This window comes from Streptomyces sp. NPDC058665 (assembly GCF_042714995.1).
In the GTDB taxonomy this organism is placed as follows: domain Bacteria; phylum Actinomycetota; class Actinomycetes; order Streptomycetales; family Streptomycetaceae; genus Streptomyces.
This window is the reverse complement of record NZ_JBHXRX010000082.1, coordinates 11,526-32,737: the sequence shown is the minus strand read 5'-3', so window position 1 is coordinate 32,737 and position 21,212 is coordinate 11,526. Positions and strand designations below refer to the sequence as shown.

Below are 21,212 nucleotides of genomic sequence, written 5' to 3'. Positions count from 1 at the left end.
GACCGGGACTCGGCCCGCCCGCCGACCGACCGCGCACGTCGGCGCCCGTCAGGGCGTGTCCGGGGAGTCCCGTCCCGCTCGCGCCCGCTGCGGAGCGTCTGATGACTCGTTGGCACGCGCGCGAGCTGTGTTGGTCGTCCAGGTACGTCCAGTACGAGGGCGATCGTCCGCCGTGCGACCGGACGGACCGGATCCGCCTCCCTGTTCCAGCCTGATCCACCGGACAGGCACTACGCGCGGACCGCTGAAAGGGCCAGGGCGAGCGCCTGGAGGAAGCGGTCCGTCGTCGCCCGGTCCCGGACCGCTAGGCGTAGCCATCGTGGTCCGAGCCCCGGGAACGTGTCGCCGCGTCGCGCCGCGAACCCCAGGGCGCGCAGCTTCTCCCGTACCGCGTCGGCCGAGTCCGTCGCCACGAGCACGAAGGGGCCCGCGGCCGGTTCCACGGTGTGCACCCCGTCGAACTCGGCCAGCCCGGCCAGCAGATGGGCCCGCTCCACGGTCGTACGGCGCGCCGCCGCCTCGGCCTCCGCGAGCGCGGCAGGCGTCATACACGCCTCGGCGGCGGCCAGCGCGGGCGTCGAGACCGGCCAGAGCGGCTGGGCCGCCGCGAGGGCCCCGACGGTCGCCGGATCGGCCAGGACGTAGCCGATCCGCAGTCCGGCGAGTCCCCACGTCTTGGTGAGGCTGCGCAGCACCACCAGTCCGGGCACGTCGCCGCGCGCCGCCAGCGCCTCCGGCTCTCCGGGCACCGCGTCCATGAATGCCTCGTCCACGACCAGCGTCCGCCCCGGACGCGCCAGTCGTAGGAGGTCTTCGGCCGGGTGCAGCACGGACGTCGGGTTCGTCGGGTTGCCGATCACCACCAGATCCGCGTCCTCGGGGACGGCCGCCGGATCCAGCCGGAAGCCGTCACCGGGGTCGAGCAGCACGCGCCGTACGGTGTGCCCCGCGCCGGTCAGGGCGGCCTCGGGCTCCGTGAACTGCGGGTGCACCACGACGGGGCGGCGCGCGGGCAGGGCGCGGGCGAGCAGGACGAACGCCTCGGCGACGCCCGCGGTCAGCAGCACGCGCTCCACCGGGAGCCCGTGGCGCGCGGCGACGGCGGCCCGTGCCGCGCGTCCGTCCGGGTAGGCCGAGAGAGCCGTGAGCGACGCGGCGATCCGCTCCCGGAGCCAGTCGGGGGGCGTGCCGGGGCGGACGTTGACCGCGAGGTCGGTCAGGCCGGCGCCGTCGTCCCGTACCTCGGCGTCGCCGTGGTGCCGCAGGTCGTGGGCGTCAGTGGGCGTGCGCATGACTGCCGTGGCCGTTGCCGTGGTGATGCCCGTGTCCGTCGTGTTCGCCGTGCCCGTCGTGTCCGTCGTCGTCCGGGTGGAAGTGCGGCTGCTGCGGCGCCCCCACCTTGTCCTCGAAGCCGGGCAGCGCGATCCGGTAGACGCAACTGTCGCAGTTCATCCGCAGATCGCCCCGCACCGCCTCGTGGTAGCGCTCCATGACCAGGTCCAGCAACTCCTCGGTGGGACCCACCACATCGGCCGACGCCACCTGCGTCTCCGGATGCGCCGCCGCCCATTCCCGCGTCTGCCGCACGACACGCTCCGGCAGGATCCCGGTGAACAGGAAGTACGGCAGGACCACGATCAGGCGCGCCCCGAGCCGTACGCAGCGGTCGAGCCCGCTCGGCACGTCCGGCGCGGCCAGCGACACGAAGGCCGTCTCCACGCCCGCGTAACCGCGCCCCTCCCAAAGAAGCCGCGCCGCTTTCAGCACCTCCGCGTTGGCGTCGGGGTCGGTCGAACCGCGCCCCACGAGCAGCACGGTCACCTCGGACCGGTCGCCGGTGAACCCCGCCAAGCCCGCCAGCGCCTCCTCCAGACGTCGTTCGAGGACCGTGAGCAGGGCGGGGTGCGGGCCGAGCGGACGGCCGTAGGTGTACGAGATCCCCGGGTGACGCTCCTGCTCGCGCTTGAGCGCGGCCGGTATGTCGCCCTTGGCGTGCCCGGCGGACACCAGCATCAGCGGGACGGCGGCGAACCGGGTGACGCCGCGTTCGACGAGTTCGGCCACGGCGTCGCCGATGGGCGGCGCCGACAGCTCGATGAAGCCGCCGGCGACGGGCAGTTCGGGGTGCCGCCTGCCCAACTCCCGTACGAACTCCCGGAAGGCCTCGGCGCCCCCGGTGTCCCTGGTGCCGTGGCCGGCGATGAGCAGTGCGGGTCGGGGGGTGGTCACGCGTTCTCCTTGGCGAGGTGGTGCTGGGGCGGGTGGTACGGGTGGTAGAGCAGGGCGTTGAGCGCGGCGGCGGCCACGGCGGAGCCGCCCTTCTCCGAGATGTTGCTCACCGCCGGCAGCCCGCTCTCACGCAGCGCCGCCTTGGACTCGACGGCGCCGACGAAGCCGACCGGGAGCCCGATCACGAGCGCCGGGTCGGCGTCCAGGAGCAGCAGTTCCTCCAGGGCGGTGGGGGCGCAGCCGATCACCCAGAGCGCGCCGGGGCCGACCTCGTCGTACGCCAGGCGCACCGCGTGCGCGGAACGGGTGAGCCCCGGCCCCGCCGCGGCCTCCTCAAGACGGCACACCGCGGTCCTGCGGGTGATGCCTGCGGCGACCATCCGCACGTCGGCGACGACCGGCGCGCCCGCGTGCAGCGCGCCGTGCGCCGCGGCCAACGCGGCCTCGTCGCAGACGAGATCGCCCAGATACGCGGGATCGGCGGCCGAGTGGATGACGCGCTCCACGACCGCGCGGGTCAGCGGCGCGAGGTGGGAGGTGTCGACGCGGGCGCGCAGTCTGCGGAACGACTCCTCCTCGATGGGATGGACGACGCGGTCGGCCACACGTTCCTGGCTCATCGGGCTCCCTCCGACTGCCACCGGTAGCCCCGGGGCGTCACCATGCGGCCCGCGATCTCACGCGTGGCCGTGTTGCCCACCGTCACCACCGTCATCATGTCCACCGTCGCCGGGTCGAGCCGGGCGAGCGTGGTGAGATGGCTGGTGCCGTCGGGGCGGGACGCGTTGCGTACGACTCCGACAGGCGTCGCCGCCGTACGGTGCTCCGCCAACAGGGCCAGCGCCTTGGGCAGTTGCCAGTCCCGGCCGCGGCTGCGCGGGTTGTAGAAGGTCACCACGATGTCGGCCTCGGCCGCCGCGCGGACGCGGCGCTCGATGACCTCCCAAGGAGTGTGCAGGTCCGACAGGCTGATCGAGACATGGTCGTGCCCGAGAGGCGCGCCGAGGATCGCGGCGGCGGCCAGCGCGGCCGTCACGCCCGGTACGCCGACCACTTCGATGTCGTCGGCCGCCTCGGCGAGCGCGGGCGACGCCATCGCGTACACGCCCGCGTCCCCGCTGCCGATGAGGGCCACGGCATGCCCCGCCTGTGCCTCGGCCACCGCCGTACGGGCGCGCTCCTCCTCGTGGCCGAGCCCCGACTCCACGACGCGTGTGCCGGGGCGGAGCAGGTCCCTGATCTGGTCGACGTACTGGTCGAGCCCGACGAGCACCGAGGCGCGCCGGAGTTCGGCCGTGGCGCGCGGAGTCAGCAGGTCCCGCGCGCCCGGCCCGAGCCCGACGACGGCGAGCCGCCCGCGCGGAGGCTTGCGTACGACCGCGCAGGTGGCCATCGCGGGCCGTCCCTCGGGGCTGGACTTCCGCTTCTGTACGAGGAGTTCACCGCCGCGCCCGGCGGCGAGCGCGGCGGCCTCGGCGACGGACGGGGTGCCGACGGCCGCGAGGGGCGCGTCGGAGGGGTTGGGCACGGTGATGTCGGCCAGCACGCCGGCCGGGTACGTCCTGACGGGCACCCCGAACCTGCCGGCCGCCTCGACGATCCCGGGCTCGTCCGCCTTGGCGTCTACGGTGGCCAACTCGGCGACGCTGAGGGCCGACAGCCCGGCGTCCCGCAGGGCGTCGAGGACGAGCCCGTACACCTCGTCGACCCCCGCGCCCTTGCTGGCACCGACACCGACGACGAGAGAGGGTGGCCTCAGGACGACGTCGGTCGGCCCGAGGGGCACGATCCGGTCGGTGAGGTGGAGGACGGGGAGGGGAGCGGGGACGTCGGCCGCTGGCGCCGGGTGCGCCGTGGCGACATCCGGGTTCGCTGGCTGACGCGCGTGCGCGACCGCGTGGGGCGGTTCGGCTGTCGCCTGCGCCTGAGCGGTGGTGGTTGCCGCGCTTCGCCCGGCATGGTCCGCCGTGCCCGACAGAGGAGCCGGCCTCTCCTCGTCCCGCGTTGCCGAATCCGCGTGCGGGGTAGCCGGTGTGCCGTCGAGGATCGCGGTGGTCGCCGCGCTTCTCCCGGCGGGGTCCGCCGTGCCCGGCGCCGGTGGCTCTTCCCGCGTCACGTTCGGCGGCAGCGCGGGCAGCGGCCATACCGCGTCCGCACGCAGCCTCACCGGTGCGCCGTCGAGCAGCGCGCGCGTGATCGTCGGCACCGCGCCCTCGACCGGGAGGCCCAGCGTGTCGAGGCCCGGGACGCCCGTGGCGTCCGTCGCCGTCGTGATCACCGGGGCCGCAGCCAGGACCGAAGCCACCTCCGCGGCGAGGGAGTTCGCCCCGCCGGCGTGGCCGCCGAGCAGTGACACCACGTACCGCCCCGCCTCGTCCACGCACACGACACCCGGGTCCGTCGTCTTGTCGGCGAGCAGCGGGGCCAGCAGCCGTACGGTCGCCCCCGTGGCCAGGAAGCACACCAACTGTTCGCACTCGGCGAACGCGCTCTCCACCGCCCGGCGTACCGGGCCGTCGTAGACGCGCGTGCGGCCGGGCCAGGCCGTGGCCAGGCGGTCGCGGGCCGAGGCGCCCGCCGCCGTCGCGGAGATCAGGCCGATCACTGGGTCGCTCCTTGGAGGGGGTGGGGATCCGGCGCGGCGGGGCGGTCGCCCCACAGCAGGAAGACGGGGTTCGTGGCCGCGAGCCGGGTCACGTCGCCGGGCAGCGGGGCGAACCGCGAGGAGTGCAGCAGTACGCCGCCGGTGGCGAACCCGGCGCCGGCCAGGGCCTCCCGCACCGCCGGCACCCGGTCCAGTGCGGCCACCGCCACCACGACCGTCCGGCGCGCCACTCGCGCGCACGCCGTGACGACGGCGGACAGCTCACGGCCGCCGCCGCCGACGAACACGGCGTCCGGATCGGGCAGTCGGGACAGTGCCGCCGGAGCGGAGCCGTGCACCGTCTGCACGTCCACACCGTGCGCCAGCGCGTTGGCGCGGACGCGTTCGACGCCGTCGGGCGACTTCTCCACCGCGATCGCCGCCGCGCCGAGACGCGCGCACTCCACGGCCACCGACCCCGAGCCCGCGCCGACGTCCCACACCAGGTCGCCCGTCCTCGGCCCGAGCCTGGCCAGCGCCAGCGCGCGCACCTCGAACTTGGTGATCATCGAGTCGCGGTGCGTGAACTCCTCCTCGCCCAGCGCCCAGCGGGCCGACCCCGGTCCGTGGCCGGCCACGGTGCGCGGGACCGGGGCGTGCGCCCGCGCCTCGTCCAGGGACAGCACCACGCTCAGCGGCTCGGGCCAGTCGCGGCCCGCCGCGTCGGCGGGGGACAGCCGCTCGACCCGCTCGCCGTCAGGGTCGCCCAGCGCGGAGGCGACGACGAGCGTGCGGGGGAGCCCGGTGCCCGCGAGCGCCGCGCCCAGCTCGGCCGGGCCCGCTCCCGGACCCGTCAGCACCGCCACCTTGGGGTGCGCGCGGCAGACGTTGACCGCCGTACGGAGGTCGCGTCCGTGCGCGCTGACGACGACCGCGTCGTCCCACGGCAGACCGATCCGGGCGAACGCCACGGCGACGGACGGGGCGGCCGGCCGTACGTCGAGAGCCCCGGCCCCGAAACGCCCGGCCAGCGCCCGAACGACCCCGAACAGGCCCGGGTCGCCCGAGGCCAGCACCACGACTCGCCCGCCGTCCGCGACGGCGTGCTGCCGCGCGATCGCGTCCAGCGCCGGCGCCAGCGGCCCCAGCACCACCCGCGGGATCTCCTCGCGCAGTCCGGCCACCGCCGCGGCCTCCTCAAGATGCCGCCGCCCGCCGACGACCAGGGTCGCCTCGGCCACGGCCCGCAGGGAGTCCGCGGAGAGGGGTGTGCCCGTCCCCGTACCGATGACGGTGATCACCGCGCGGCGCCCCGGGTCCGCTCCTCGCGCAGTGCCTTGCGGGCGGCGGGGTCGGCCCGCCGGAAGCCGTGGAAGTGTCCGGGGTGGTAGAGGTGCGAGCGCGTCCCCGACGCGGACAGCGCGGGTCCGACCAGGAACAGCGTGTGCTTCCAGAGTTTGTGCTCCTTGACGGTCTCCTCCAGCGTGCCGATGGTGCAGCGCACCACCAACTCCTCCGGCCAGGTCACCTGATGGGCGACGAGGACCGGCGTCGACGTCGGATAGCCGCCCTCCAGAAGCTCCTGCGTGAGCTGTCCCGACCGCGCGGCCGACAGGAACACCGCCATCGTCGTGCCGTGCCTGGCGAACTCCCGTACCTCCTCGCCCGGCGGCATCGGCGTCTTGCCACCGCCCAGCCGCGTCAGGATCACGGACTGCGCGATCTCCGGAATCGTCAACTCCCGCCCCGCGACGGCGGCGACGGCCGAGAACGACGAGACGCCCGGCACGATCTCCACCGCCAGACCGAGCGCGTCGCAGCGGTCCACCTGCTCCTGCGTACCGCCCCAGAGGGCCGGGTCCCCGGAGTGGATCCGGGCGACCTTCAGGCCGTCGCGGGCCGCCCGTTCGTACACGGCGACGACGTCCTCCAGGGAAAGCGCCGCCGAGTCGAGGATCTCGGCGTCCTCGCGCGCGTGGCCGAGCACCTCCGCCTGCACCAGGCTGGCCGCCCAGATGACGACATCGGCGCTGGCGATGGCGCGGGCGGCGCGGAAGGTCAGCAGGTCGGCGGCGCCGGGGCCCGCGCCGACGAAGGTCACCTTGCCGGCGGTGTGATCGGTCATGAGCGGTGGTCCTCGCGGGTCAACGGGGCGGGGGAGCGGATGGGGTGAACATGAATGTGCGGACCTGGGGTCCGATCGGCTAGCAAGGGCGCATGGCGGTGTTCGTCGCGCTCGGCGCGTTCCTCATGACGCTCTTCGGCGGCTGGACGGCGCAGCGCGTCACCGACCGCCGGCATCTGGTACTCGGCCTGGCCGGCGGACTGATGCTCGGCGTGGTCGGCCTCGAACTGCTGCCCGAGGCCATGGACGCCGCCGGCGAGGACTTCCTGGGTGTCCACCGGGCGCTCCTGCTGTTCGTCGGCGGATTCCTCTTCGCCCACGTCGTGGAGCGCCTGCTGGCCGTACGACGGGCCGCACACGGCGCGGCGGACGCCGAGACCCCGCACGCCCACGCGGGCGGCCACGGCGGCGGCGCCGGGCGGACCGACCGCGCGCCCCAGGTGGGGCTGACGGCCGCGTCCGCGATGGTGCTGCACAGCCTGATGGACGGCGTCGCGCTCGGCGCCGCGTTCCAGGTCGGCGGCGGCATGGGCGCGACCGTCGCCCTTGCCGTCATCACCCACGACTTCGCCGACGGCTTCAACACGTACACGCTGACCAGCCTCTACGGGAACGACCGCCGCAGAGCGTTCACGATGCTCTTCGCCGACGCCGTGGCGCCCGTCGTGGGCGCGGCCTCCACACTGCTGTTCACCCTTCCGGAGGAACTGATCGGCAGCTATCTCGGATTCTTCGGCGGTGCGCTGCTGTATCTGGCCGCCGCCGAGATCCTGCCCGAGGCGCACCACGAACACCCCGCGCTGTCGACGCTGCTGTGCACCGTCGGCGGCGTGGGCTTCATCTGGCTGGTGGTGGCGCTGGCCAACTGACGCGAGCCGCCCTGCCGGGCCCGCGCTCACAGCTTGCCCCCGCGCCCGCCGTCGCGCCGCGCGGGCGCGATGAGCGTCGAGAGATACGGCAGCGTCCCCTGCTCAAGGTCGGAGGCGGGGCGGATCGACTCCTCCGGCAGCCCGAGGGCCGAACCCCACACCGCGCCCTCCGTACGGCCCGTCTCCCGCAGCGCGGTGGCGACCTCGTCGGCCAGCCGCCCGAACTTGTAGGCCACGACGGTGCCGGGACCGTTCAGCGCGTCCTTCAGTACGGAGGCGCCCGCCGTCACCGGCACCAGCGTCAACGGCTCGGTCCCCTCGGTCAGCACCGCGCCGCCGCGTGCGGCCAGATCCTGCATCGCGGTGATCCCCGGAACGGTCTCCACGACCGTCCCCGGCACCAACTCACCGATCGTCTGGGCGAGATAGGTGAAGGTCGAGTAGACGTTCGGGTCGCCGATCGTCGCGAACGCCACGCTTCCGTGAGGATGCGCGCCCAGCAGCTCGGCCACCCGCCCGCCCGCCGCGTCCCAGGCCGCCTCACGGCGGGCCCGGTCGGCGCGCTCGTTGAGCGCGAAGACCACACGCTGGACCTTCTCGGCGCCGACGTAGTGCAGCACGGTCGCCTCGGCCCGGCCGGGCTCCCCGCCGTCCGTTCCATCGGCCGCCGCCATGACGGGCACGACGACGACGTCCGCCTCCCGCAGAAGACGCACGCCCTTCACCGTCACCAGCTCGGGGTCCCCGGGCCCCACCCCGACCCCGACGAGTCTGCCGCTCATGCCGTGCACCTTTCGACGAATCTCCGTGCCATGCCGGGCGCCGCCGCCCAGTGCGTGTGCAGATAGCTCGCGTGCACACCCCGCTGTACGAATCCCTCGACCCGGCGCTCGGGCCGCACCAGCCCCCACGCGGGCGCCGCACCGGCACCGGGTTCGAGCACCGTCCGATGGAACTCGTGCCCCCGCAGCCGCGTCCCGGCGGCGGCGAGAACGCTGTCCCCGACGGCGACGGCCTCCCGGTACCCGAGCGTCAGCCGCTCCGACATCCGCGCGTCGGCGTCGAGCACGCCACACATCGGCGCACCGTCCAACGACCGCGCGAGATAGAGCAGCCCGGCGCACTCGGCGGCCACGGGGGCGCCGGAGTGGGCCAGTTCGGCGACGGCCTTACGGAGGGGTTCATTGGCCCCCAACTCGCTGGCGTACACCTCGGGAAACCCACCACCGATGACCAACCCCTTGGTGCCGGAGGGCAGTTGCTCGTCCCGGAGTGGATCGAAGACGACGACATCGGCACCGGCGGCGCGCAGCAGCTCGCCGTGCTCGGCGTAGGAGAAGGTGAACGCGGCTCCACCGGCGACGGCGACAACGGACCCTTTCAGCCCCTCCGGCGTTTGAGGAGCGGGGCCCGGGGCGGAGCCCCGAAAATCAGCCCGCCCGGCGTTTGAGGGCACGGCCGAAGGCCGTACGGGGTCCGGGGCGGAGCCCCGGTTGAGGGAAGGGGCGGGTAGGGGAACAGGCCCGCGCAGCGGCCCCACCCCCCGCACCGCACCCCCCGCATCCCAAGCCGCCACCTCCAAAGAAGGCGCACTCCGCGCCAACCGGAGCAACCCCTCCACGTCACACCCCACCCGCACCCACTCCGCCACCCCCCGCACAGCCCCGACCGCGTCCCCCCGCCGCTCCGCCACCGGCACCAACCCCAGATGCCGCGACGGCGTCTCGATCTCGCCCGCCCGCCGCAGCGCGCCGAGCACCGGCACCCCCGACTCGTCCAGCGCCTCCCGCAGCAACGCCTCGTGCCGGTCGGACGCCACCTTGTTGAGGATCACCCCGCCGATCCGAACCCCCGGGTCCCACGACGCGAACCCGTGCACCAGCGCCGCCACCGACCGGGACTGCGACGACGCGTCCACAACGAGCACCACCGGCGCCCGCAGCAGCTTCGCGACCTGCGCGGTTGACCCGAGTTCGCCCTGCCCGGCGGCGCCGTCGTACAGCCCCATCACGCCCTCGACGACGGCCAGGTCACAGCCCGCCGCGCCGTGCGCGAAGAGCGGTCCGATCAGCTCCGTGCCGCACAGGTACGCGTCGAGGTTCCGGCCCGGCCGCCCCGTCGCCAGCGCGTGGTACCCCGCGTCGATGTAGTCGGGCCCGACCTTGTGCGGGGACACGGCGAGGCCGCGCGCGGCGAAGAGCGCCATCAGCCCGGTGGCGACGGTGGTCTTGCCACTGCCGGACGCCGGCGCGGCGATGACGAGACGCGGCACCGATGCGGGCACCGATACAGGCACCGATTCAGCGGGGCCCGAGGCGGCGGCATTCACCACTCGATCCCCCTCTGCCCCTTCTGCCCCGCGTCCATCGGATGCTTGACCTTCGTCATGTCGGTGACCAGGTCCGCGAGTTCGACCAGCGCCTCCGGCGCGTTCCGCCCGGTGATCACCACGTGCTGTGTCCCCGGTCGCTCCCGCAGCACCTGTACGACCTCGTCGGTGTCCACCCAGCCCCAGTGCATCGGGTACGCGAACTCGTCCAGTACGTACAGCCGGTACGTCTGAGCCGCCAGGTCGCGCTTGACCTGCTCCCAGCCCTCGCGCGCCGCGTCCTCATTGGAAAGCTGCTTGTCGCGCTGGACCCAGGACCAGCCCTCGCCCATCTTGTGCCAGTCGACCGAACCGCCCTCGCCGCTCGCCCCCAGCACCTTCAGCGCGTGCTCCTCGCCCACCTTCCACTTCGCCGACTTGACGAACTGGAACACCCCGATCGGCCAGCCCTGCGTCCAGCCGCGCAGCGCCAGTCCGAACGCCGCCGTCGACTTGCCCTTGCCGACGCCTGTGTGGACGAGGACGAGCGGCCGGTTCCGGCGCTGGCGGGTGGTGAGCCCGTCGTCCGGCACGACCGCCGGCTGTCCCTGCGGCATCAGGCAACCCTCCCGTACGCGCCCGAAGCGCCTCGCACATCCCTGACCAGCCCCGCGATGCTGTCCGCGCGCAACTCGTCGAGCGTGACGGCCGTGCCGCCGAGCTCGCCCGCGAGCGCGACCGCCAACCCGAGCCGTACCGGTCCCGATTCGCAGTCCACGACCACCGACGCCGTGCCCTCCTCGGCGTGCAGCCGCGCCGCGCGCGTACCGAGCGCCACCGGATCGGCCCCGCCGGTCGCCCGCCCGTCGGTGACCACGACGAGCAGCGGGCGCCGCGCGGGATCACGCATCCGCTCCACCCGAAGGACGTCGTGCGCCTTCAACAGCCCGGCGGACAACGGCGTCCGCCCGCCGGTGGGCAGCGACTCCAGCCGTACGGCCGCCGCCTCGACCGAGGAGGTCGGCGGAAGCGCCACCGTGGCGTCCTTCCCACGGAAGGTGATCAGACCGACCTTGTCGCGCCGCTGGTACGCGTCCAGGAGCAGCGACAGGACGGCGCCCTTCACGGCCGACATGCGCTGCCGCGCGGCCATCGACCCGGAGGCGTCCACCACGAACAGCACCAGATTGCCCTCGCGCCCCTCACGCGTCGCCTGCCGCAGATCGTCGCGCCGTACCACCAGCCCGCGCCCGGAACGCCCGCGCGCCCGCTGATGCGGCGCCGCGGCCTGGATCGTCGCGGCCAGATGCAGTTTGCTCAGCGCGCCGCGTGGCCGCCGGGCCCCGGTCGTACGCCCGTGGTCGGTACGCGCCCGGGAACGGCGCCCCGCCGCACCCTCACCGAGACCGGGCACGCTGAGCGTCTTCGTACGGAAGGGCTCGGCGGCGCGCACGGCGGACTGCTCACCGCCGCCCCCGGCAGGACGGCCACCCTGCCCCTCCTCGGGCTCCGCGGGCGCCTCGGCGGGTTCGGCCGTGCTTTCCCCCGCTTCCGGCCCCCGCGGCCCCTCAGGCCCGTCCTGCGGCGGCTGCCCGCCCCCGCCGGGCCCGTCCGGATCCGGGTCGTCGTCGGGAGAGCCGTCATCACCGCCGAACTCCTCCAGCGTGTCGTCCAGTTTCTCCTCGTCCAGCCCCGGTGCGTCGAACGGATTGCGCCGCCTGCGGTGCGGCAGCGCGAGCAGCGCCGCCTGCCGTACGTCCTCCGCCAGCACGACCGTGCGCCCCGCCCACGCGGCGAGCGTCGTCGCCGTCCTGGCCATCACGATGTCGGCGCGCATGCCGTCCACCTCGAACGCGGCGCACGTCGCGGCGATCTGCCGCAGCGCGGCGTCGCCGAGCCGTACCTCGGGCAGCAGCGCCCGCGCTGCCACGATGCGCGCCCGCAGCTCGTTCTCCTCGTCGGCCCAGCGCGCGGCGAACGCGGCGGGGTCGTCGTCGTAGGCCAGGCGGCGCCGTACGACCTCCACCCGCAGATCGGGCTCCCGCGAGGCGGTGACCTCGACGGTGAGTCCGAACCGGTCGAGCAACTGCGGCCGCAGTTCGCCCTCTTCGGGGTTCATCGTCCCCACGAGCAGGAACCGTGCGGCGTGCCGCACGGAGACGCCCTCGCGCTCTACGTAGGAGGCGCCCATCGCGGCGGCGTCCAACAGCAGGTCCACCAGGTGGTCGTGCAGCAGGTTGACCTCGTCCACGTACAGCACGCCCCGGTGCGCGTCGGCGAGCAGCCCCGGCTCGAAGCTCTTCACGCCCTCCGCCAGCGCCCGTTCGATGTCGAGCGCGCCGACCAGCCGGTCCTCGGAGGCGCCGACGGGGAGTTCGACCACCCGCGCGGGCCGCGCGGACCCCGGACCCGCCTCGTGCGGCCCGTCGGGGCACGCCGGGTCCGGCGCCCCCGGGTCGCAGGAGAAGCGGCAGCCCGCGACGACGGCGACGTCCGGCAGCACCGCGGAGAGCCCGCGCACGGCCGTGCTCTTCGCGGTGCCCTTCTCGCCGCGCACGAGCACTCCGCCGACGGCCGGGGACACGGCGTTGAGCAGCAGCGCGAGCCGCAGATCGTCCTGTCCGACGATGGCGGTGAAGGGATACGGCGTACTCACAGTGCCTCCAAGGCATGGGTCGGCGTGTTCGGCCCGTCCGGCGTTCGGAAGCCGGCTCCGGCCCCTCCGGCGGTGACGGCCGCTCCGGCGGTTCCGGCGGCGCTCGGGTTCGCTCTCACTCGCCGCCCCCCTCCAGATCGCCCTCCAGCTCCAGATACGTCGCCCGCAGCCGCTCCAGCGTCTGTTCGTCGGGCTCCGCCCACAGCCCCCGCTCGGCGGCCTCCAGCAGCCGCTCGGTGATGCCGCGCAGCGCCCACGGGTTGGACCGCCGCATGAACTCCTGGTTTTCCGGCGCGAAGACGTACTCGGCCGACAACTTCTCGTACATCCAGTCGTCCACGACGCCCGCCGTCGCGTCGTACCCGAAGAGGTAGTCGACGGTCGCCGCCATTTCGAAGGCACCCTTGTAGCCGTGCCGCCGCATCGCCGCCATCCAGCGCGGGTTGACCACCCGCGCCCGGAACACCCGGTGCGTCTCCTCGCCCAGCGTCCGCGTCTTCACCTGGTCCGGCGTCGCGCTGTCACCCACATACGCCTCGGGCGACTCACCCGCCAGATGCCGCACCATCGCGACCATGCCGCCGTGGTACTGGAAGTAGTCGTCCGCGTCGACCAGATCGTGCTCCCGCGTGTCGACGTTCTTCGCCGCCACCTTGATCCGCCGGAACGCCGTCTCCATGTCCCCGCGCGCCGCGCGCCCGTCGAGCCCGCGCCCGTACGCGTAGCCGCCCCAGACCGCGTACACCTCGGCCAGGTCCGCGTCCGACCGCCAGTTCCGCGCGTCGATCAGCGGCAGCAGACCCGCCCCGTAGGCGCCCGGTTTCGATCCGAAGATCCGCGCCGTCGCGCGCCGGCGGTCACCGTGGAGCGCCGTGTCCTCATCGGCGTGCGCTCGTACGTAGTTGGCCTCGGCCGGCTCGTCCAGCTCGGCCACCGCCCGTACGGCGTCGTCGATCAGCCCCACCACATGCGGGAAGGCGTCCCGGAAGAAACCCGAGATCCGCACCGTCACATCGATCCGGGGCCGCCCCAGCTCCGCCGCGGGCACGATCTCGAAGCCGGTGACCCGCCGGGACGCGTCGTCCCACACCGGCCGACAGCCCAGCAGCGCCAGGATCTCGGCGATGTCGTCACCCTGGGTGCGCATCGCGGACGTGCCCCAGACCGTCAGCCCCACGGACGCCGGATAGGCGCCCGTGTCGGCCAGATACCGGGCCACCAGCGAGTCCGCCAGCGACTGGCCGACCTCCCAGGAAAGCCGCGACGGAATGGCCTTGGGGTCGACGGAGTAGAAGTTGCGGCCCGTCGGCAGGACGTTGACGAGCCCGCGCGTCGGCGACCCGGAGGGGCCCGCCGGGACGAACCCGCCGTCCAGGGCGCGCAGGATGTTCCCGATCTCGTCCGTCGTACGGGCCAGCCTCGGCACCACCTCAGTAGAGGCGAAGCCCAACACGGCCACCGCTGAGGCCAGTTCCTGCCCCAGGACCTCCCCGACCAGCGGAGCCGCCGCCGACAGCTCCCAGCCCCGCTCCTCCATGCCCTCCGCGAGCCGCCGGCAGAGCTGCTCCAGCAGATCGATCGCGTCCGCCGCCGACCGCGCCGGACCCGCCACCAGGTCCGTCAGCTCGGCCGGCACCTTCACCGGCGCCCCCGGCTCGCCCAGCAGCTCCTTCTCGGCCAGCCCGAAGTGCTCGGCGAGCGCCGCCCGCAGGCCCGGCAGCGCGTTCGCCTCGCCGCCCCACACCTGCGAGGCGCGCAGCACGGCGAGCACCAGGTTGACCCGTGCCTCACCCTCGGGGCCGCCGCCCAGGATGTGCAGACCGTCCCTGATCTGGACGTCCTTGATCTCGCAGAGATAGCCGTCGACATGCATGACGAACGAGTCGAAGTCGTCCTCGCCGGGCTGCTCGTCCACATGCAGGTCGTGGTGCAGCTCGGCGGCCTTGACGAGCGTCCAGATCTGGGCGCGCACAGCCGGCGCCTTCGCCGGGTCGAGATCGCTGACCAGCGCGTACTCGTCGAGGAGTTGCTCCAGCTTGGCCAGGTCCCCGTAGGTGTCGGCGCGGGCCATCGGCGGCACCAGATGGTCCACGACCGTGGCGTGGCCGCGCCGCTTGGCCTGGGTGCCCTCGCCGGGGTCGTTGACGATGAACGGGTAGATCAGCGGCAGTTCACCGAGCACCGCGTCCGGGCCGCACCCCGCCGACAGGCCGAGGCCCTTGCCGGGCAGCCACTCCATCGTGCCGTGCTTGCCCATGTGGACGATCGCGTCCGCGCCGAAACCGTTCCTGTCCGCCGCCGTCTCCAGCCAGCGGTACGCGGCCATGTAGTGGTGCGACGGCGGCATGTCCGGGTCGTGGTAGATCGCGATCGGGTTCTCGCCGAAGCCGCGTGGCGGCTGGATCATCACCACGACGTTCCCGAACCGGAGCGACGCGAGCACGATGTCGTCGCCGTCCACGTACAGCGAGCCCGGCGGCTCGCCCCAGTGCTCCAGCATGCCCGCGCGGAGTTCCGACTCCAGCTCGCCGAACCAGGCGCGGTAGTCGGCCAGCGGCACCCGCGCGGGCGCCACGGCCAGCTGCTCCTCCGTCAGCCACTCCACGTCGTGGCCACCGGCGTTGATGAGCCGGTGGATCAGCTCGTCCCCGTTGTCGGGGTGCGCGTCGGCGCCGTCCCCCACCCGGTAACCGGCGTCGCGCAGGGCGTCCAGCACCCGTACCGCCGACGCCGGGGTGTCGAGACCGACCGCGTTGCCGACACGTGAGTGCTTCGTCGGGTACGCGGTGAAGACCACGGCCAGCTTCTTCTCCGCGTTCGGCGTGTGCGCGAGCCGGGCGTGCCGTACCGCGATCCCGGCGACCCGCCCGGCCCGCTCGGGGTCGGCGACGTACACCGGGACCCCGTCGGGGCCCTGCTCCTTGAACGAGAACGGGACCGTGATCAGCCGCCCGTCGAACTCCGGGATCGCGACCTGCATCGCCGCGTCCATGGGCGACAGCGCGGCGTCAGACGCGTCCCAGGCGGCCCGTGACGACGTCAGACAGAGCCCTTGCAGGACCGGTATGTCCAGGTCGGCCAGCGCCCCGATGTCCCACGCCTCGTCGTCGCCGCCCGCCGACGCGTCCGACGCGACGGTGCCGCCGGCCGCGAGGACGGTCGCGATCAGCGCGTCCGCGGCGCCGAGCCGTTCGTACAGGGCGGGATCGGCGCCGCGCAGTGAACCGCAGTACACCGGAAGGGCGTTGGCGCCCCGCTCCTCGACGCGGTCGCACAGCACGTCCACGAAGGAGGTGTTCCCGGAGAGCTGGTGCGCGCGGTAGAAGAGCACCCCGACGGTCGGCCGCCCTTCTACGAAGGCCCGCTCGCCGTGCACACCCCACTCGGGCATCGGGCGCGGCGCCTCGAACCCCTCACCGGTCAGCAGGACGGTGTCGGAGAGGAACCGCGCCAGTTCCGCCAGATTCTCCGGCCCGCCCTCGACCAGATAGCGCAGCGCCTCGGCGACCACACCGGCGGGCACCGACGAGTCGGCCATCAGCTCCGCGTCCGGTACGGACTCCCCGCCCAGCAGCACGGTCGGTACGCCGGACGCTTTGAGCGCGGTGAGACCTTCCTCCCAGGCACGTTTGCCGCCCAGGAGCCGTACGACGGCGATCCGCGCCCCGGCGATCAGCGCGGGCAGGTCACCGGTGGCGTCGAGCCGGGTCGGGTTGCCGATGAGATACGGGGCGCCCGAGGCGCGGGCGGCCAGCAGATCGGTGTCGGCGGTGGACAGCAACAGCACAGTCGGGGAAGGGCTGTTGACAGGCGCGGTGGTCATGGCGCTCCAGGTGCGATGAAGGGAAGTCCTGACGGGGCGCCCGACTCGATCAGCCGCAGCAGCGCGTCCGTGTCCGCGTGTTCTTCGATCAGATCGCCGAGAAGGTCGAGTTGCTCCTCGCGCAGGGCGGCGAACGAGGTGTCCGGGGCGGGTACGAAGCGGCGCCCGGCCGCCCGTGCCACCTCGCGCAGGAAGGCGCGCCGGAAGCCGTCGCTCTCCAGCGAGCCGTGCCAGTGCGTGCCCCACACCTGGCCCGAACGGCATCCGTCCAGACGACGGCCGGCGCCGTCGACGAGGAACGGGTCGCCGCCTTCCACGGAGGCGACGCCGTGGTGGATCTCGTACCCCTCGACGCGCTCGCCCAGCGCCTCGCCGACAGGGCGCGCCAGCGTCTTCTCGCGGGTGAACTCGACGCGTACGGGCAGCAGTCCGAGTCCCGTCACGGACACACCGCCCGAGCCCGCGCGGAACTCGACATCGTCCTTGATGTGCTCGCCGATGAGCTGATAACCGCCGCAGATCCCGAGGACGGGGCGGCCGTCGGCGGCTCGCCGCAGCAGCGCGTCGGCGAGACCGCGCTCGCGCAGCCAGGCCAGCGCCCGCACCGTGCCGCGCGTACCGGGGACAATCACCAGGTCCGCGTCGGCGATCTCGTCGGCGCGGTCCACGAAACGCACCACCACGCCCGGTTCGGCCGCCAGCGCGTCCACGTCGGTGAAGTTGGACATCAGCGGCACGGCGCAGACGGCGACCCGCAGGACGTCCTCTCCGTACGGAGGGGCCACCACCGACTCGCGTACGGCGCCGCGCAGGGAGACCCGCAGACCGTCCTCCTCGTCGATGCCCAGACCGTGCCGGAAGGGCAGCACACCGTAGGTGGCGCGGCCGGTCAGCCCGCGCAGCATCTCCAGACCCGGCTCCAGCAGCGACACGTCGCCCCGGAACTTGTTGACGAGATAACCCGCGACCAGTGCCTGGTCCTCGGGGCTCAGCAGCGCCGTCGTACCGAAGAAGGACGCGAAGACACCGCCCCTGTCGATGTCGCCGACCACGACGACCGGCAGGCGGGCCGCCCGCGCGATGCCCATGTTCACGATGTCGGTACGCCGCAGATTGATCTCCGCCGGGCTGCCCGCGCCCTCACAGATCACCGCGTCGTACGTGCTCCGCAGCTCCTCCAGACACTCCACGACGGTGCCCAGCAGGGTTTCCTGGCGGCCGGGGCCCGCGCCGTCGCCGTGGTAGCCACGGGCGCTCAGTTCACCCACCGGCCGCCCCATCAGGACGACTTGACTGCTGCGGTCGCCGCCCGGTTTGAGCAGGACGGGATTCATCAGCGCCGTCGGCTCGACGCGCGCCGCCTGTGCCTGCATCGCCTGCGCCCGGCCGATCTCGGCGCCCTCGCGCGTCACGAACGAATTCAGCGACATGTTCTGCCCCTTGAAGGGCGCCACCTTCAGGCCCCGGCGGACGAGCCAGCGGCAGATGCCGGCCGTGACGACGCTCTTCCCGGCGTCCGACGTCGTTCCGGCGACGAGCAGCCCGCCCCCGCGCGCCTGTCGCGTGCTCATCGCCGCGCCTTCCCAAGGAAGTTGTCGGCCAGCAGGCGCCCGGCCACGCAGATCCCGAACGCCAGGACGCCCACACGGCGCGACAGTTCGACCGCCCGCTCGATGTCGGCCATCTCGACCGGCCGGCCAACGCCGTTCAGCACCGGCCGGTGCTCGACCCGCCCGCCGTACGCGAGGGTGCCGCCGAGCCGTACGCCCAGCGCGCCCGCGAACGCCGCTTCCACGGGGCCCGCGTTGGGGCTCGGATGGCGGCCCGCGTCGCGCCGTACCGCCCGCAGCGTCCGCGCGGGCGCGCCGCCCGCCACGGCCGCCAGCGCCGCCGTCAGCCGGGCGCCCGGCCAGCCGGCGACGTCGTCCAGCCGCGCCGACGCCCATCCGAAGCGCAGATGGCGCGGCGACCGGTGGCCGACCATCGCGTCCAGCGTGTTGACCGCGCGGAACGCGACCAGCCCCGGCACCCCGCCGAGCGCGCCCCAGACCAGGGCTCCCACGACGGCGTCCGAGGTGTTCTCCGCGACGGATTCCACGACGGCGCGGGCGATCTCAGGCCCGTCCAGGCCCTGCGGATCCCGCCCGCACAGATGCGGCAGCCGCTCCCTCGCCGCCTCGATGTCCCCGGCCGCCAGCGCCCCGCCGACGGCCCGTGCCTCGCGTCCCAGCGACGTACCGCCCACCACGGTCCAGGTGACGGCGGCGGTCAGGACGACGGAGGCGGCCGTACGGCCCCGCAGCCCACGCGCCACGAGTGCGGCCACCCCGGCCGTACCCCCGGCGCAGACGACGGTGTGCAGTGCGCCCCAGCCCCGGTGGTCACGCCACAGCAGGCGCTCAACGGCGCCCGCGGCCCGCCCGAAAGCGGCGACCGGATGGCCGCGCCGGGGATCGCCGAAGAGCCGGTCCGCGAGGAGACCGGCGGCGGCGCCGTACGCGAAAACGCTTCCCTGGGCCGGTACTTCGCGGCCCGCCGAATACTCGGCACGCATCGCTCAGCCCGCCGATACGCCTCGGGACGCTCTCGGGTTTCTCGTACTCGAAGGTCTGGACGCGACAGCTGAACCGCAGCCGGGCATGGCGACATGTCCTCACTCAGGGTCCGCGCCCTGGTTCGACGTGATGCGGCGACAAGAGTTCCTGACTCCCCGGGACATGGCTCTCCCCGGTCACAGTGGCGGGACCGCGCCGGATTCGCACCGGCTTCCTCTCGCTGTCGCCGTATTGGCCTCGGCAGTCCACCACGCGTGCGAATTCCCGTCAACCAGGCTTTGACCTGCGACGGGGCAGTGTGCTGAGGCCCACACGACGGGGGCTGACCGAGGCGAACACTGCGGTGGGGGTGACCCGTTACGGCTCGGGCCACCCCCACCACCACGCCAGATCAGGCGACGATCATGTAGATCCCGTACGACACGGCCGCCAGGCACAGGGCGAAGCAGACGTACGCGCCGGTCCGGGCGGCGGCGACGGACCCCGTGGGCGCCGCGCTCTTCGAGAGCCCGACGATGCCGAGGGTGAACAGGCCCACCAGGGCGACGGTGGCGACGAGACTGACGCCGAAGACGGAGCCGAGCGCCGCCCAGTCGATGTTCATGCGAGAGGAGTCCTTCGTTTCGTCAGGCGTTTCGTCGGGTCGTCGGTCGGGTCGTCGGTCGTTTCGCCGGGCCGCCGAGGTCAGACGGCCGCGGGCCGGGCCGGTTCGGCGGTCGGGTCCGGCGTACCCGGGTCCGGGGCCGGGATGGTGGCGGCGATCTCCGACGCCGGACCGCCCACGGGGGGCGGGGTGACGGCGGCGACGGCCGCGGTGACGACACCCGGGGGTTCGTCGCCCACGGCGGGCTCGTCAGCCGCGTTGACATTGGTGTGGTCGACCGGCCTGCGCCGCGAAGCGACCCAGATGACCGTCGAGAGCGCGACGAGCAGCGCCGCCGTGGCCGCGACGCCCCACGCGCCCTGCCCGGTCAGGAATTCGGCGCCCGCCGCGACCAGTGCGGCGGCCGGCAGGGTCAGTCCCCAGGCGATGAACATACGGGTGGCGGTCGACCAGCGGACGACTCCGCCCTTGCGGCCGAGACCGGCGCCCATCACCGCACCGGAGCAGGACTGGGTGGTGGAGAGCGAGAAGCCCAGATGGGACGAGGCGAGGATGACGGTCGCCGCGCTGGTCTGCGCGGCGAAGCCCTGCTGCGGCCGGAGGTCGGTGAGGCCCTTGCCCATGGTGCGGATGATGCGCCAGCCGCCGAGATAGGTGCCCAGCGCGATGGCGACACCGGCGGAGACGATCACCCACAGCGGGGGATTGGAGCCGGGGGCGACGACGCCGCCGGTGACGAGCGCGAGGGTGATGACACCCATGGTCTTCTGCGCGTCGTTGGTGCCGTGGGCGAGGGAGACGAGGGCGGCCGACGCGATCTGTCCCACGCGGAAGCCCTTCGCGGTGGCCTTCTCGTCCGTGCCGCGGCCGATGCGGTACGTCAGCCGGGTGGCGAGCATCGCGGCCAGACCGGCGACCAGGGGCGCGGCGAGCGCCGGGAGCAGGACCTTGGTGACGACGACCCCGCCGTTGACACCCGAGGTGCCGACGGACATCAGCGTGGCGCCGATGAGACCGCCGAAGAGAGCGTGGGAGGAGCTCGACGGAAGGCCGAGCAGCCAGGTGAACAGGTTCCACAGGATGGCGCCGACGAGCGCCGCGAAGATCACTTCTGTTCTGATGCCCTGCTCGTTGATGAGCCCGCCGGAGATCGTCTTGGCGACCTCGACCGACAGGAACGCGCCGACGAGGTTGAGCACGGCGGACATCGCGACCGCCGTCTTGGGTTTCAGTGCGCCGGTCGAGATGGTCGTCGCCATCGCGTTGGCGGTGTCGTGGAAACCGTTCGTGAAGTCGAACACGAGAGCCGTCACGATCACGATCGCGAGCAGCAGCGTGAGGTGTTCCATTAACCCTGGCAATCCCTTGACGTCATCGGCCGTTCAGGAACGTAGGTACGTTGAATGAACGGAAGATGAACTGGGGCAGGCTTTGCGGTGACTCTCGCCCCGGGTGGGTC

At 73.6% G+C, this 21,212-nt stretch carries 16 protein-coding genes and 1 riboswitch; of the genes, 1 reads left to right on the top strand and 15 read right to left on the bottom strand.

Annotation, left to right across the window (positions count from 1 at the left end):
* Window positions 1-230 precede the first annotated feature (230 nt).
* Genes cobC through cobM form a run of 6 tightly spaced genes read right to left on the bottom strand, consistent with a single transcriptional unit; the run spans window position 231 to window position 6,938 of the window.
* Window positions 231-1,292 carry an Rv2231c family pyridoxal phosphate-dependent protein CobC gene (gene cobC, locus ACFWV8_RS34225; RefSeq protein WP_384213543.1) on the bottom strand — a complete coding sequence of 354 codons (1,062 nt, stop codon included), beginning with the start codon at window positions 1,290-1,292 and terminating at the stop codon, window positions 231-233.
* The gene (locus tag ACFWV8_RS34220) at window positions 1,276-2,229 is read right to left on the bottom strand and encodes a sirohydrochlorin chelatase (RefSeq protein WP_384213540.1); all 954 of its coding nucleotides are present in this window, start codon (window positions 2,227-2,229) and stop codon (window positions 1,276-1,278) included. The genes cobC and ACFWV8_RS34220 overlap by 17 nt, the downstream gene beginning before the upstream one ends.
* Window positions 2,226-2,849 (bottom strand): precorrin-8X methylmutase, encoded by a 624-nt coding sequence (locus tag ACFWV8_RS34215; protein ID WP_384213537.1) that lies wholly within the window; start codon window positions 2,847-2,849, stop codon window positions 2,226-2,228. Before ACFWV8_RS34215 ends, ACFWV8_RS34220 begins: the two co-directional genes overlap by 4 nt.
* On the bottom strand, window positions 2,846-4,834 hold the full coding sequence (gene cobJ / locus ACFWV8_RS34210) for a precorrin-3B C(17)-methyltransferase (protein ID WP_384213535.1): 1,989 nt from the start codon (window positions 4,832-4,834) through the stop codon (window positions 2,846-2,848). Before cobJ ends, ACFWV8_RS34215 begins: the two co-directional genes overlap by 4 nt.
* Complete coding sequence (gene cbiE, locus ACFWV8_RS34205) at window positions 4,831-6,114, bottom strand: precorrin-6y C5,15-methyltransferase (decarboxylating) subunit CbiE (protein ID WP_384213532.1); 1,284 nt, start codon at window positions 6,112-6,114, stop codon at window positions 4,831-4,833. Before cbiE ends, cobJ begins: the two co-directional genes overlap by 4 nt.
* Window positions 6,111-6,938, bottom strand: coding sequence for a precorrin-4 C(11)-methyltransferase (gene cobM, locus ACFWV8_RS34200; RefSeq protein WP_384213529.1), 828 nt, complete (start codon window positions 6,936-6,938; stop codon window positions 6,111-6,113). Before cobM ends, cbiE begins: the two co-directional genes overlap by 4 nt.
* Window positions 6,939-7,030: 92 nt before the next feature.
* Here cobM and ACFWV8_RS34195 point away from each other — a divergent pair, with 92 nt between their 5' ends.
* Window positions 7,031-7,807, top strand: a complete 777-nt coding sequence (locus tag ACFWV8_RS34195) for a ZIP family metal transporter (RefSeq protein ID WP_384213526.1) — start codon at window positions 7,031-7,033, stop codon at window positions 7,805-7,807.
* A gap of 26 nt (window positions 7,808-7,833) precedes the next feature.
* Here ACFWV8_RS34195 and cobI read toward each other — a convergent pair whose 3' ends face one another.
* The 9 genes from cobI to ACFWV8_RS34150 form a co-directional block, all read right to left on the bottom strand.
* Window positions 7,834-8,589: a precorrin-2 C(20)-methyltransferase gene (cobI, locus tag ACFWV8_RS34190; RefSeq protein ID WP_384213523.1), complete on the bottom strand. Its 756-nt coding sequence runs from the start codon at window positions 8,587-8,589 to the stop codon at window positions 7,834-7,836.
* A complete protein-coding gene (locus tag ACFWV8_RS34185) occupies window positions 8,586-10,103 on the bottom strand; it encodes a cobyrinate a,c-diamide synthase (RefSeq protein WP_384213520.1) in 1,518 nt (505 codons plus the stop codon). The genes cobI and ACFWV8_RS34185 overlap by 4 nt, the downstream gene beginning before the upstream one ends.
* A 29-nt stretch (window positions 10,104-10,132) precedes the next feature.
* Window positions 10,133-10,732, bottom strand: coding sequence for a cob(I)yrinic acid a,c-diamide adenosyltransferase (gene cobO / locus ACFWV8_RS34180; protein ID WP_384213517.1), 600 nt, complete (start codon window positions 10,730-10,732; stop codon window positions 10,133-10,135).
* Entirely contained in the window at window positions 10,732-12,771 is a 2,040-nt protein-coding gene (locus ACFWV8_RS34175) for a putative cobaltochelatase (RefSeq protein WP_384213513.1), read from the bottom strand. The genes cobO and ACFWV8_RS34175 overlap by 1 nt, the downstream gene beginning before the upstream one ends.
* 115 nt (window positions 12,772-12,886) lie before the next feature.
* A complete protein-coding gene (gene cobN, locus ACFWV8_RS34170; protein ID WP_384213510.1) occupies window positions 12,887-16,594 on the bottom strand; it encodes a cobaltochelatase subunit CobN in 3,708 nt (1,235 codons plus the stop codon).
* A complete protein-coding gene (locus ACFWV8_RS34165; protein ID WP_384213507.1) occupies window positions 16,591-18,165 on the bottom strand; it encodes a cobyric acid synthase in 1,575 nt (524 codons plus the stop codon). The genes cobN and ACFWV8_RS34165 overlap by 4 nt, the downstream gene beginning before the upstream one ends.
* Window positions 18,162-19,148, bottom strand: coding sequence for a cobalamin biosynthesis protein (locus ACFWV8_RS34160; RefSeq protein ID WP_384213504.1), 987 nt, complete (start codon window positions 19,146-19,148; stop codon window positions 18,162-18,164). The genes ACFWV8_RS34165 and ACFWV8_RS34160 overlap by 4 nt, the downstream gene beginning before the upstream one ends.
* 142 nt (window positions 19,149-19,290) lie before the next feature.
* Window positions 19,291-19,367: riboswitch (cobalamin riboswitch) on the bottom strand.
* 173 nt (window positions 19,368-19,540) lie between these two features.
* Complete coding sequence (locus tag ACFWV8_RS34155) at window positions 19,541-19,753, bottom strand: hypothetical protein (RefSeq protein ID WP_384213501.1); 213 nt, start codon at window positions 19,751-19,753, stop codon at window positions 19,541-19,543.
* Window positions 19,754-19,833: 80 nt separating this feature from the next.
* Window positions 19,834-21,102, bottom strand: coding sequence for an anion permease (locus tag ACFWV8_RS34150; protein WP_384213498.1), 1,269 nt, complete (start codon window positions 21,100-21,102; stop codon window positions 19,834-19,836).
* Window positions 21,103-21,212 lie beyond the last annotated feature (110 nt).